We start from the raw sequence: 13,771 nt of genomic DNA, 5'->3' as shown, positions 1-13,771 counted from the left end.
CAGGTCCGTCCGGCCCCTCGCTTGTCGGCGGCACGGAGCAATATATTAGTGATGCGGTCGGGCCGGATGCCGAGCCGTGTGTCCGTTTCATCCGTGGGGGGAAGCATGGTCACGTACCGCGTCACCGCTGGCACCGTAGAAGGGCTGCCGGTCGAGACGCCCAACGGCCCGGCGGTCGCCGTGCTGGGCGTGCCCGTCGCGGCCGTCACCCGACGGTTCGCCGCGGCCGAACCCGCGACGCCTTGGAAGGGAATCCGAGCAAGCGCCCTCGGTGCCCGCGCCTGGCAGAGGAACGACCCGCACGACCCCGATGCCGGCCGGCCCCGAGACGAACGCGACTGCCTCAACGCCAACATCTGGATCCCGGCCGAACCCGCCTCGACTCCGCGACCCGTGCTCGTCTGGGTGCACGGCGGCGCGCACGTCTTCGGCTCGAACGCGCACCCTCTCTGCGATGGCGCCCGGTTTGCCGCTGCACACGGCGTCATCGTCGTCGCGCTCAACTACCGCCTAGGCGCATTCGGATATCTGCGCCTCGAGCACCTTTTGGGTGCGGACTACGCGGATGCCGACAACCTCGCGCTCACCGACATCCTGGCCGGCCTCGAATGGATACGACACGACATCGTCGCGTTTGGGGGAGACCCGACCGCGGTGACACTCATGGGGCAGTCGGCGGGCGGTGTCGCCGTCGCCACCCTCCTCGCCGAAAGTGCCGCCGGAGCGCCGTTCCAGCGCGTGATCGTGCAGAGTGCAACGGCCGAACGCGTGCACACGCGGGATGAGGCCGCCGGCGTGACCGACGAGCTGCTGCGCGCCCTCCCTGGCGGCAGCACCGACCCCGAGCAGCTGATCGATATCCCGCCGCAGACCCTCGCCGACGCTCAGACCGGGGTCATCGAAAAGCATGCGAGGCTCAGCCGGGGGCCCAGCGTGCCTTTTCGGCCGATCGTCGACGGCCGCGTTGTGCGCGACACACCGCTTCGATCGATCGCGGCCGGGGGAGGGGTCGGTATCGACGCCATCTTCGGCACGAACCTGAACGAGGCGTCGGCCTACGTCGACCTCGGCGGGATGACCGACGAGGAGGCCCGTCGCGCGCTGCGTGACGAGATCGCCGCGCGCCGCGAAACGTTCACCCCCGACGAATATGTCGAGGCGTGGGCGTCGCGTGGCGTCACCGAAGCCGGCGCCGCAGGGGCACTCGAGGCGTATCTCACCGATGTGCTCTATCGGCAACCCATGCAGCGGATGCTCGACGCGCGGGTGGTGGCAGCCGCCCGTGCGCCAGGCCCAGCGGAGCCGGTCGCGTCGCGACGGGGTTCGACCCGCTCCTACCTCTTCGAGTGGACGCGCAGCGTCGGCGAAACCTGGGCGCGAGGCGCCGGACACTCGCTCGAACTCCCCTTCGTCTTCGGGCATGTGGATGACACGGCGTGGGCGCGGGCGGAACTCGGAGAGCATGCTCCGGTCGAACTCGCGTCGTCGATGGGTTCCGCATGGTCGAGCTTCGCTCGGACCGGCGATCCCGCGGCGATATCGGTGCCCGCCGCCGACGTGCCCGCCACCGACCGCCCCGCGGACACGGGCCCCGCCGACCTTGTCTGGCCCGAGTACGTCGCCGCGCGGGACACGCTGCTCTTCGGCGACCGGGTGCGCGTGGTCCGCGACCCGCTCGCCGAGGAGCGCCGGCTGTTCGTGCGCTGAGGCTCGATCGGCGCGCGACGCGTCAGCCCAGGGCTACCTCGCCCTGATTCAGGACGCGACCGTTGAAGTACGTGCTCTGAATCTGCGCATTCGTGTTGTTGGCCCGCAGCTGCTCCGACCACATCATGAAGTAACTCCACCGGGTCTGGGAGGTCAAGAACGCGGCATCCGGAACCTTGCCCATCTCGGCGATCGCGATAGGTTTCGTGCCCGCGATGCTCTGCAGCTGTTGGTAGTCACCCGCCGACGGGTAGGACTTGTACCAGGCGTCGAGCGATACGACGTCGACATAGGTGCTGCCGGGGTAGTAGTTCGCCCAACCGCCAGCCGGGTTGTCTTGCACGTTCCAGACCCAGATCAGGTTGTCGAGGCCCTGCGCGTCGAAGTAGTCGCGCATCTGCTGGAAGATCTTCGACCCACCGTTCGCGCCCGGGCGCCCGCCCCACCAGTTCCAGGTCTCGTTCATCTCGTGGAAGGGCCGGAACAACACCGGCACGCCGGCATCCTTCAGCTGCTTCAAATAGGGCACCACGGCGGCCATCCGCTGGCGCCAGGTTTGGTTGAGGGCCGTGCCGCCCGTGACGATCTGAGTGAACTGGTCGTTCGAAATCGTCGTCTTCACCCCGCCCTCGAACTCGCACGTGGCACCGACGGTCGGCGAGCAGGCATGCCACGTGAGTGCCACGAGCGAACCGTTCCTCCATTCGGTCTTCGCCTGGTCGATCACCCGTTGGCGGTTCGCCGCATCGTCGGCTCGGAACATGAGGTCGCCTCCCCACAGCCCCGGGTATTGCCCCGTGATGTCCTTGACCTGCTGCGTGTACTGGCCGGGCGCGGATGCCGGTTCCTTGTTGTGCTGCCCCGACACGATGTTCGTGCCGGTGATGCTGCGCAGGTAGGTCAGAACCTGCGCCTTATTCGTGGCCCCGAAAGCGGATGCGTCGGCGATCGGCGCCACGGTGGCACCCGCTCCCGCACTCAGCCCGGCAAGCACGGCGGTAGCGGCCGCGGCCGCGAGCAGTCGTTTTCTCAACGTCATTGTTGTTCCCCGAATCTGTCTCATCGAGGGGCGACGGTGCCCCTCGACGCCAGAATCGCGGATGTCGCGCCGCAAATCAAGACTTAATTAATTAAATGATTTAAGCCGCCGGGGTGAGTGAAGGGCCGTGCCCCGGCGCGATCGAACCCTGCAACACGAGGGCCGCCGCCCCGATAGCGGCAGCGTCGCGCGGATTCGACGACAGCTCGACCGCGATCGAATGCGCATTCCGCGCGAAGAAACTTTGCTCCAAACGCTCGCGAATTGCCCGCGCATACATCGACCCCGCCACGGCCATGCCCGGCCCCGCGAGCACGATCCGATCGAGATCGAACAGATTCGCCAGCGTGACGGTTGCCGCAGCGATCTGGTCGGCCGAGCCCTGAAGCAACTCGGCCGCAATCGTCTGGCCGCCCACCGCCGCGCGCGCCAGTTGGTCGAAGTCCCGCGACAGGGAGGCTGGATCGAAAGTGAGATTCACGTCGCCGAGTTCTTCTCGCGCGACCCGGGCCGCCGCGATCGTGGGGCCGGGCGCGGCATACCGCTCGAGACATCCGCGATTGCCGCAGTAGCAGGGCTCGCCATCGATCTGGATGGTGACGTGCCCGAGCTCGCCCGCATTCGAACTCGCGCCGCGCAGCAGGGCACCGTCGAGCACGACGCCCGCCCCGATACCCGTTCCGAGGTAGACGCACGCGAAGGCTTCGTTCCGGCTCACCTGGCGACTCCAGAATTCGCCGATGGTGGCGGCCGCGGCATCGTTGCCGATGATCACGGGAACGCCGAGTGCGTCGGCGAGCACATCTCGAAGGGGGTAGCCGTCCCAGAGCGGCAGGCTCGGCGCCGCGAGAATGGCGCCCTCGGCGAGGGCGATCGGCCCGGGCGTCACGACGGCGACGCCAGCGACCGATGCCGCGTCGAGACCCAGACCCGCGAGGAAGGCTCGATAGAGGTCGACGATGCGCTCCGCGGTCTCGTCGGGTTGGCCGGCACCTGCGCCGTCGACGAGTTGGCGACCGACGACCCCACCGCGCACATCCGTGGCGACGATGGTGATGGATTCGAAACCGAGCTGCACGCCGATGCCGTAGCGGGCCCGCGCATTGATCTCGAGCAGCGTGCGTGGTTTGCCGCCCTGCGAGGGGGTGCGACCCGATTCGCGCACGATTCCGTCGTCGATCAGGCGGCGGACGATGTTGGAGATCGATGGCTGCGTGAGGCCCGTGGCGGCCGTCAGCTCGGTGCGACTGATGGGCCCGGACGAGCGGATGAGATCGACGATCAGGGCCTGGCTGCCCGGTCCGGTGAGGATGGATTCGCGGCGGGCCATCTTTCCTCCTCGTCGGGTGGTCATCGGGGGACGCGCTCCGGCGCATGCGGCGGCAGGGCCTTCGCCTGTCGAGGGCATAACGTGTACCCGTAGAGCGTGAAACGCACGCGCAGACCCGACAAGAAAGGCCGCCAGCCGATGGGCCTCGATTTCGACCACACTACCGCCAACCACCGCCCGGTTGGGCTCACCCTCGTTCGCGCCTCCGAGGTCTACGGCGCCGAACCGTTCTACCACGAGGTCATCGCCGGCATCGATCGCATTGTGCGCCCGCAGGGGCTCTCGGTGCTGATCCGCGTTCTGCCGACCCGTGAGCAAGAGCTGGAGACGATCGAGCGGTGGGTGCGCGAGCAGACGGTGAGCGCCATCATCCTGGTCGACCTGGTCGCGCGGGACGAGCGGTTGTCGGCGGTCGCGCGCGCCGGGGTGCCCGCGGTCGTGCTCGGTTCGCCGACGGTCGCGCGGGGTCTTCCCGCGATCTGGACGAACGACGCCGAGACCATGGACCAGGCCGTGCAGCACCTCGTCGCGCTCGGTCACCGGCGTCTGGCGCATGTCACGGGCCCGTCCGAGCTCGCGCACACGGCATCCCGCAAGGAGGCGTTCGAGCGCGCGGGAGGCGAGCGCGAGTTGACGCTGCAGAGCATCGAGGGGGACTACTCGCTCGAGTCGGGCGCGCGGGCGATGTCGGCCCTGCTGGCAGGTGCGGAACCGCCGACCGCCGTCGTCTTCGACAGCGACCAGATGGCGCTTGGCGGCCTGCGCGCCACGCAGCAGGCAGGCTTGGCCGCCCCGCGCGATGTCTCGATCGTGGCCTGGGATGATTCCGCGCAATGTCAGTTGTCTGAGCCGGCCCTCTCGGCGCTCAGCCACGACGTGCAGCGCATCGGCGAGCTGGCGGGGGAATCGCTGCTCGCGCTCCTGAGTGGTGCCCCAGCCGCCGACCGGGAGGCGCCGCGCGCGACGCTCGTTCGGCGGGCGACCACCGGGCCGGTGCCGCAGCCGTAGCGGTCGTCGCTGCAACTCGTCGGCAGGCTTGAAGGCCCCGACGACCCAATCTTTCGTTATCCGCTCGTAACATAAATTACTAATGTATGTATTGCGAGAGCGCCGATTCCCCTCCATACTCGATCACAGCGGCGGCGCATCCACCCCACCCGTCGCACCGAACGAAGGAGTTCACGTGACCATCAGACCGAGCCTCGGCGTGGCAGCAACCGCCGCCATCGCCGCACTCCTCCTCAGCGGCTGCGCCGGTGGCGCCGCCAACGACGACGGCGAGCCGGCCGGCACCATCACGGTTCTGACGAACAGGACCGACCTCGTCGATACGACGTTCAAGAACTACGCCGCCGAGTTCACCAAGAAATACCCGGGCACCGAGGTCAAGTTCGAAGCGCTCACCGATTATGAGGGCGACGCGAAGATCCGGCTCAACTCCCGCGACTACGGCGACGTCCTCCTCATCCCGTCGTCCAATGTGACCAAAGACAAGTACGCCGACTACTTCGAGCCCATGGGCAGCACCGAAGAGCTGTCCGAGAAGTACCGGTTCACCAATGAGGGCTCGTTCGACGGCACCGCCTACGGCGTCTCGACGTTCGGTTCGGCCATGGGCTACGTCTTCAACAAGGATGTCTGGACGAAAGCCGGCATCACGACGCCGCCCGCCACGGAGGAGGAGTACCTCGACGCGCTGGAGAAGATCAAGGCGACGGGTTCCATCCCCTATTACACGAACTACAAAGACGGATGGCCGCTCGCAACGATCGAGGGCAACCTCGGCACCGTGCAGGGCGACACCGTGCGCACGCAGATGATCGAGGACGACGCGCCCTGGACGGAGGGCAACGACCAGTACAACATCGACGGTCTGCTCTTCGACACGGTCGCGGCCGGTCTGAGCGAACCCGACCCGACAACCACCAACTGGGAAGAGTCGAAGAACCTGCTCGCATCGGGTGAAGTCAGCTCGATGATCCTCGGCTCGTGGGCCGTGAGCCAGATGCAGGACGCCGCCGAAGCGGCCGGCGAATCCCGCGACGTCATCGGCTTCTGGCCCATGCCCTGGAAGACCGACACCGGTTTCACGTCGGTGACCGCCTCGGACAAGTTCCTGGCGATCAGCAAATACTCGAAGAACAAGGCCACGGCGAAGGCCTGGGTCGACTGGTTCACGAACGAATCCGGATACGCCGCCAGCCAGGGCGCCATCAGCCCCGTCGTGAGCGACCCCGCCCCCGACACGCTGAAGGACTTCCAGGAGCTCGGCGTGAACTACATCGAGCTCGCCGCCGACCCGGTGGGCAAGGAAGCCGTGATCAACGACATCGCGAACGAGGCCGAGATCGACCTGTTCGGCAACATCTATCGGCAGAAACTGATCGACGTGGCGCGTGGCGCCGCGGATGGTGACAAGGAGAGCGTCTTCGCGGACCTCAACGACCGGTGGGCCGCTGCTCGCGCCACCGTCGACGCGAAGTAGCGCCCTCCACACGAAGCGCCGTGGCCCCGCAGCGTGGCGGGGCCACGGCGTCAACCATCGAACGAATCGAAGGTAGACGCATGTCCACACTCAAGGGCGATCTTGCCCTGACCGCCCGCGCGCTCGCTCCGATCTCGTCGCGCCGCCGCAACCGGCTGACCGGCTCGGGCACGACACCCTGGCTGTTCCTCATCATCCCGTTGGCCTTCCTCATCGTGCTGACTTATATCCCCGTCGGCAACATGTTCTGGTACAGCCTCACGTCGTGGGACGGCCTCGACCCCGAGAAGGAGTTCGTCGGTTTCGGCAACTTCGTCCAGATCTTCACCCAGCCCGAGATCTTCCAGGTCTTCTTCGTGAGCCTGTACTACCTGGCGGGCGCCGTCGCGCAGCTCGTGCTGGCGCTGTACTTCGCCACCCTTCTGAGCTTCAAGACCCGCTTCCGCAACCTTTTCAAGGGCGTGATCTTCTTCCCCTACCTCATCAATGGTGTGGCGATCGGCCTGGTCTTCCTCTACTTCTTCCGGCCGGGCGGAACCCTCGACGCGCTGCTCGCGGCCGTCGGCATCCACGACCCGGGCCAGTGGCTGGGCGACCCGTCGCTCGTGAACATCTCGCTGGCCGGCACGTCGGTGTGGCGCTACATGGGCCTCAACTTCGTGCTCTTCCTGGGGGCCATCCAGTCCGTTCCGGCCGAACAGTACGAGGCGGCCGATCTCGACGGAGCTAACTCGTGGCACAAGTTCCGGTTCATCATCCTGCCGAGCATCCGACGCATCCTCGGGTTGTCGTTCATCCTCGCCATCGCCGGTGCCCTCTCGGCCTTCGAGATGCCCTACATCATGACGGGCGGCGCCAACGGCTCCGAGACGTTCGTGATTCAAACGGTGAATACGGCGTTCAAGTTCTCGAAGGTCGGCCTCGCCTCGGCCATGGCCGTGGTCCTGCTCATCATCGTCCTCGTCATCACGGCGGTCCAGCGTCGGGTGTTCCCCGATGAGAGAGGGGATGAATCGTGAAGAGCGCCGTCGCCACGACCCTCAAGTACCTATCGCTCATCGTCGCCAGCCTGTTCGCGATCGTGCCCCTCGTCACGATCTTCATGCTGGCCTTCAAGACCGACCAGGAGCAGCGCACCACCGGCCCGCTCACCCCGCCGTCGAACTGGCTCAACTTCGAGAACTTCGCAACCGCGTTCTCGCAGGGTGGCATGGTGATGGGATTCATCAACACCGGTATCATCCTGGTGGTATCGGTGGCCGGCACCATCTTGATCGGCACGATGGCGGCCTACGCGGTCGACCGCTTCCGGTTCCGCGGCCGCAAGCTCGTGCTCGGACTGTTCCTTCTGGCCACCCTCGTGCCGTCCGTGACCACCCAGGTGGCCACGTTCCAGGTGATCTCGGCGCTCGACCTCTTTAACACGCGCGGCGCCGCCATCCTGTTGTTCGCCGGCACCGACATCGTGGCGATCTACATCTTCCTGCAGTTCATGTCGTCCATCCCCGTCTCACTCGACGAGGCGGCCATGCTCGACGGCGCGAACCGTTTCACCATCTATTGGCGCGTCATCCTGCCGCTCTTGAAGCCCGCGATCGCCACCGTGATCATCATCAAGGGCATCGCCATCTACAACGAGTTCTACATCCCGTTCCTCTATATGCCGTCGCAGGAGCTCGGGGTGATCTCGACCTCGCTCTTCCGCTTCATGGGCCCGTTCGGCTCGCAGTGGCAGGTCATCGCCGCCGGAACGATCCTCGTCATCATCCCCACCCTCTTGGCCTTCCTCTTTCTTCAGCGCTACATCTACAACGGCCTCACCTCAGGAGCAACGAAATGACCCTCACCACCGCCGACCTGTCCACCGTGACCACGCGCACCCTGCATGACGGTTGGTCGCTGCGGGCTTTGCGGGGCCCGGTGCCCGCCGACCTGAGGGATGTCTCGGTCCCCGCGCGCGTTCCGGGTCTCGTGCACACCGATCTGCTCGAGGCCGGGCTCATCCCCGACCCCTATCTCGACCGCAACGAGCAGAAGGTCACGTGGATCGGCGAATGCGATTGGGAGTACCGCACCACGTTCGAGTGGCATGCTGACGGCCGCGACCGCCACGATCTGGTTTTCGAGGGCCTCGACACGGTCGCAACGGTGCTGCTCAACGGCCAGAAGGTCGCGTCGACGCGCAACCAGCACCGCACCTACCGTCTGCCGGTCGCGGACCTGCTGGTCGAGGGCGACAACGAGTTGGTCGTGCGCTTCGGGTCGCCCGTCGCCTTCGCCGATCAGGCCAGCCTCGACATCGGCTACCGCCCGCACACGTACTTTCACCCGTTCAACGCCATCCGCAAGGCCGCCTGCAATTTCGGGTGGGACTGGGGGCTGGATGCTGCGTCGGCCGGCATCTGGAAGGCCGTGACGTTGCAGTCGTGGCAGGGCGCGCGTCTGGGGGCCGTGCGCCCGATCGTGACGGTCGATGCGCCCGCGCGTGGTCACGTGTCGGTGCAGGTCGATGTCGAACGGTCGGATGATCGCGCCGTGACGGTCGTCGCCGAGGTGGCGGGAGTCCGCGCCGAGGTGCCGATCACCGGAGCGGTCCCCGAGGGTGGTGTGTCGTCGGTTGCCGTCGAGCTCGTGGTGGATGACGTCGACCTGTGGTGGCCGCGGGGCTTCGGCGAGCAGCCGCTCTACGACCTGACCGTGCGGGTTGTCGACGGGGCGCTGGCCGACGGCACGGAGCTCGACATCCGCGCCCTGCGCATCGGTTTTCGCACCGTCGTCGTCGAACTCGAACCGGATGCCGAAGGAACCTCATTCCGCTTCATCGTGAACGGCCAGCCGGTCTGGGTGCGTGGTGCGAACTGGATTCCCGACGACGCGTTCGTGACGCGCGTCGACCGCGCGCGCCTGAGCGCCCGCCTCGATCAGGCCGAGACCGCCAATATGAACCTGCTTCGGATCTGGGGCGGTGGCTACTACGAAAGCGACGACTTCTACGAGCTGTGCGACGAGCGCGGCATCATGGTGTGGCAAGACTTCCTGTTCGCCTGCGCGAGCTACGCCGAGGAGGAGCCGCTCTGGAGTGAGGTCGAGGCCGAGGCGCGCGACAACATCACCCGATTGATGCCGCATCCGAGCCTCGTGCTCTGGAACGGCAATAACGAGAACATCTGGGGCTTCGAGGAGTGGGGTTGGGGCAAACGTCTGCAGGGTCGCACGTGGGGGCTCGGCTATTACCTCGACCTCCTCCCGCGGCTGGTCTCCGAACTCGACCCGGGCCGCGCCTACACGGCGGGGTCACCCTGGTCGGGCAGCATCGACATTCCCGCCAACGACCCCGACCACGGCTCGGTGCACCTGTGGGAGCACTGGAACCGCGTGGACTATCCGGCGTACCGCGACGTCTCGCCGAGGTTCGTCGCCGAATTCGGCTGGCAGGGGCCGGCCACGTGGTCGACGATCGAACGAGCAATCTCGGACATTCCGCTCACCCCCGAATCGCCCGGCATGATCGCGCACCAGAAGGCGACCGACGGCAACGACAAGCTCACCGACGGTCTCGTCGCGCACCTGCCGTTGCCCGACGACACGGAGGATTGGCACTGGGCCATGTCGCTGAACCAGGCCAACGCGGTCACCTACGCCATCGAACACTTCCGGTCGCTCAGTCCTCGGTGCATGGGCACGGTGGTCTGGCAACTGAACGACTGCTGGCCTGTGACGTCGTGGGCTGCGGTGGACGGCTACGGCCGCGCTAAACCGTTGCTCTATGCCCTGAAGCATGTCTACGCCGACCGGCTCGTCACCATCCAGCCGCGTGACGGTAGCTCGCTTGTCGTCTCGGTGGTCAACGACGGGCCGGATGCCTGGGTGGACACGGTCGAGATCACCCGTTTCGCTTTCGACGGCACCGTGCTGGCCACCTCGACCGCTGCCCTGGCCCTCGAACCGCGCTCCTCGACGTCGATCGAGGTGCCGACGGATGTCGCGCAGGCCACCGACCCCGCGGGCGAGGTGCTCATGGCGACGGTCGGCGGCGACCGCGCATTCTGGTTCTACACCGAATGCCGGGACTCGTCGATCGAGGCATCCAGCCCGCGTGTCGAGGTCGAGCGCGTATCGGACGGCTACGCCGTGACGGTGACCGCCGATGTGTTGCTGCGCGACCTGGCCCTGCTCGTCGACAAGGTGTCGCCCGAGGCTGTGGTCGACGACATGCTCGTCACGCTACTGCCCGGCGAGACGCACACGTTCCATGTGCTGCTCGACGCCGAGGTGGATGCTTCGGCGCTCGCCTCGCCACGCGTCGTGCGCACGGCCAACCAGCTCGTCGCCGACTGGCGCTGAGCCCCGACGTTTTCACCGCTGGACGAAGGAGCCCACGATGACACCACCCACCCTGACAACCAGAGCGATCGCCGCGGTCGCGACCGGCGCGATCGCCCTGACATCGCTCACGGCGCTGACCCTTGCGGGGGCGCCCGCGTCCCCTGCAAGCGCGGCGACCGGCGACTGGACGTCCCAGAACACGGAATTCGTCACGCGCGACGGCGCCGCCCTGCGGCTCGGCGGCCAACCGTTCCGGTTCAACGGGGCGAACGCTTACTGGTTGGGACTCGACGAGAACGTTGGCGGGGTCGACTATCCGACCTTCTTCCGCATCAAGGACGCCATCGATACGGCCGACGAGATGGGGCTGACGGTTCTGCGGTCGCACATGATGACGTCCACGGGTCAGAACGGCGCCAACCCGCTCGCCATCATGCCGTCCCTCGGCGATTACAACGAAGAAGCGTTCGCGACCATAGACTTCGCGATCGCCTATGCGGGGGAGCGCGGCATCCGGCTCATTCTGCCTCTGACCGATGAATGGGAGTACTACCACGGCGGGCACCGGGATTTCACGACGCCCCTGGGCCTGAAATCGGCCGACTTCTACACAGATCGTGCAGCTATCGACGCTTATCAGGAGTACGTCGACCGTATCGTCGGCCGCACCAACGCCCTGACCGGCGTGCCGTATTCGGCTGACCCGACCATCCTGGCCTGGGAGCTCGGCAACGAACTCGAGGGGATGACGCTGCCCTGGATCGACGAACAGGTCGCCTTCATTCGCGAGCGCGCGCCCGAACAACTGGTGTCGGCCGGCCGCCGCTTCGACATCGATCCCGATACGTTGGCCTCGGCCGACCTCGACATCGTCGATGTGCACTACTACCCGCCGACCGCCCAGAAGGTGGCAGCGGATGCGGCAGCGGTCGTGGCAGCGGGAAAGGTCTACATCGCGGGCGAATACGGCTCGAACTCGGCGTCGCCTGCGCTGCTCGACCCGCTCGTTGCGAACGACGACGTCTCGGGAATGATGCTGTGGTCCCTCTTCGGCCACGACGACCGCGGCGGGTTCGTGCCCCACGATGACGGCTTCACACTGCATTACCCGGGAACGACGGGGAAGATGCGTGAGCAGGTCTCCGCCATCACGGGCTTCAGCCGCGCGCTCGGCTCCGAGACGGGCACGCTGGCCCTTGGGCAGGCCCACATCACATCGGTCGACAACGTCAACGGGGTGAACGAGATCGCGTGGCGCGGGACGGCAGGGGCCGCCACCTACCGTGTCGAGGTGTCGACGGACGGGATCACGTGGACGTCTCTCGGAGCGGGAGCCGTCCCGGCCGAAGCCTCACCCGTGACCGACCTCGCGCCGGCTCCGGGTTCGCGCTACCGGGTCGTTCCCGTGAAGCCCGACGGCTCTGTCGGGCCGGCTTCCGAGACCGCGCAGCCGGGGGCCGACGCCAACCTGCTCGCGGATCCGCTGCAGAGTTTCTCGCTCGCGTCCGCACACTCCGGCGTGGTGCTCGAGGGAACGCCGCGGGGCGCGATCGCCCGCGCCGGCGGATCGGGCGGCAGTATCACCTGGGCCGGAGAGCGGATCAACCGCGTGCAGGTGCGTTCCGCGGCCGGAGCCGCCCCTGCCGGCGGCATCTCGCTCGAGGTTCGTCGCGGTGACGCGGGTTGGCAGCGCGTCCAGGGTGCAAGCGTGGGCGACGTTGTGGACACCGGAGTGTTCGAGGATGCATCCGCCGTTCGCGTCGCGCTGATGCCCGGAGTGGCTCTGGCATCCGTCACGGTGCACTCGGCCGCCGCGGTGCCGACGTCGGCACCGGGAGTCTTCGCGTTGAGTGCTCCCGCCGACGGCGCCGAGGGTGTGCGTGCGACCCCACGCTTCGTCTGGACGGAGGCCCCCGATGCGGCGTACTACCGCTTCACGTTGAGCGCCGAAGGTGCCGCCGAACCGCTCGTCGCCCTGACCGGTTTGCGGGGCACGACGCTCGATCCCGCAGTGGAACTCGCGCCGGGAACCACGTATGTCTGGACGGTCGTAGCCGTGAACGGCGCGGGCGAGACGGTCTCCGACCCTCGATCGGCGACGTTCGAGGCGGCTCCGCTGCCCGATACCGATCGCGTCATCGAGGACTTCGAGTCCTATGCCGACGCCGCGTCGGTGAACGCGGCCTACGTGCGCAACACGGGTGGCGGCGCCATCGCCGGTGCGCTGGTAGAAGCTCCCGCGGGTGATGCCTCCAGCCCGGACGGGCAGACTGCGGAGTTCACCTACGACCTGGCGGGCCCCGGCTATGCCGGCGTCACACACAAACTCGCGGCGGCCGATGATTGGTGGGGATACGACTCGCTCGCCTTCACGGCGCGCGGAGGCAGCTCCGACCAGGACCTGAGCGTGCAATTCGTGGCCGGTGGCGCGTTCTGGGAGGCGACGGTGCCCATGCCGGGCGCCGACTGGACCGAGATCGAGATCCCCTTCGACGACTTCGCGCCGCCGAGTTGGGCCGGTGAGGGCGTGCTCGATCCGACCCAGGTGACCGAGTTCTCGTTCTACCTCGGCGGGGCGGGCGCGGGGACCTTGTCGGTGGACGATGTGCGACTGGCCGCACCGGCGGCCGTGGTGCCACCCGTGACCGAGCCCACTCCGTCTCCCTCTCCGACGCCTCCTCCGTCGACGGAATCGCCCGTCCTCGTCGATCCCGGCGTTGCCGGGGCCGAAGGCGCAGCGCCCAACGCTGGCAAGGGTCTTGACGCGCGGCTCGCGAACTCCGGTGCGGACGGGGGAGTGTTGGGGGTCCTCGCACTAGCCCTTCTCGGAGCGGGCCTCGTTATCGCCGCCTCTCGACGACGCCGGGGCCGGACGGGCTGACAC

The 13,771-nt window shown here is 67.3% G+C and carries 9 protein-coding genes; 7 read left to right on the top strand and 2 right to left on the bottom strand.

The genetic code is table 11. The annotated features are described in order from the left end of the window. Nucleotides 1-105 precede the first annotated feature (105 nt). Nucleotides 106-1,707 carry a carboxylesterase/lipase family protein gene (locus tag ALI44B_RS08830; protein WP_077054357.1) on the top strand — a complete coding sequence of 534 codons (1,602 nt, stop codon included), beginning with the start codon at nt 106-108 and terminating at the stop codon, nt 1,705-1,707. 22 nt (nt 1,708-1,729) lie between these two features. On the opposite strand, the gene ALI44B_RS08825 is transcribed toward ALI44B_RS08830, so the two are convergent. Together ALI44B_RS08825 and ALI44B_RS08820 are read right to left on the bottom strand one after the other, a co-directional pair. Beyond that, entirely contained in the window at nt 1,730-2,746 is a 1,017-nt protein-coding gene (locus tag ALI44B_RS08825) for a glycosyl hydrolase (protein ID WP_077054356.1), read from the bottom strand. A gap of 100 nt (nt 2,747-2,846) precedes the next feature. Then, nucleotides 2,847-4,076 (bottom strand): ROK family transcriptional regulator, encoded by a 1,230-nt coding sequence (locus ALI44B_RS08820; protein WP_179100241.1) that lies wholly within the window; start codon nt 4,074-4,076, stop codon nt 2,847-2,849. 138 nt (nt 4,077-4,214) lie between these two features. Between ALI44B_RS08820 and ALI44B_RS08815 the strand changes: the two genes are divergently transcribed. From ALI44B_RS08815 to ALI44B_RS08790, 6 genes are all read left to right on the top strand, one after another. Next, entirely contained in the window at nt 4,215-5,084 is an 870-nt protein-coding gene (locus tag ALI44B_RS08815; RefSeq protein WP_077054355.1) for a LacI family DNA-binding transcriptional regulator, read from the top strand. A 175-nt stretch (nt 5,085-5,259) separates the two neighbouring features. Next, entirely contained in the window at nt 5,260-6,561 is a 1,302-nt protein-coding gene (locus ALI44B_RS08810; RefSeq protein WP_238592169.1) for an ABC transporter substrate-binding protein, read from the top strand. 80 nt (nt 6,562-6,641) lie between these two features. Beyond that, the gene (locus tag ALI44B_RS08805; RefSeq protein WP_077054354.1) at nt 6,642-7,580 is read left to right on the top strand and encodes a carbohydrate ABC transporter permease; all 939 of its coding nucleotides are present in this window, start codon (nt 6,642-6,644) and stop codon (nt 7,578-7,580) included. Next, the gene (locus ALI44B_RS08800; protein WP_077054353.1) at nt 7,577-8,401 is read left to right on the top strand and encodes a carbohydrate ABC transporter permease; all 825 of its coding nucleotides are present in this window, start codon (nt 7,577-7,579) and stop codon (nt 8,399-8,401) included. The genes ALI44B_RS08805 and ALI44B_RS08800 overlap by 4 nt, the downstream gene beginning before the upstream one ends. Further along, a complete protein-coding gene (locus ALI44B_RS08795; protein WP_077054352.1) occupies nt 8,398-10,905 on the top strand; it encodes a glycoside hydrolase family 2 protein in 2,508 nt (835 codons plus the stop codon). Before ALI44B_RS08800 ends, ALI44B_RS08795 begins: the two co-directional genes overlap by 4 nt. A gap of 37 nt (nt 10,906-10,942) precedes the next feature. Continuing rightward, the gene (locus ALI44B_RS08790) at nt 10,943-13,768 is read left to right on the top strand and encodes a CIA30 family protein (RefSeq protein ID WP_077054351.1); all 2,826 of its coding nucleotides are present in this window, start codon (nt 10,943-10,945) and stop codon (nt 13,766-13,768) included. Nucleotides 13,769-13,771: the final 3 nt, after the last annotated feature.

Origin of the sequence: Leifsonia sp. ALI-44-B, from assembly GCF_001984125.1 — a bacterium.
Taxonomy (GTDB): Bacteria; Actinomycetota; Actinomycetes; order Actinomycetales; family Microbacteriaceae; genus Okibacterium.
The sequence above is the reverse complement of the archived record's forward strand: the minus strand, read 5'-3'. Positions and strand labels throughout refer to the sequence as shown.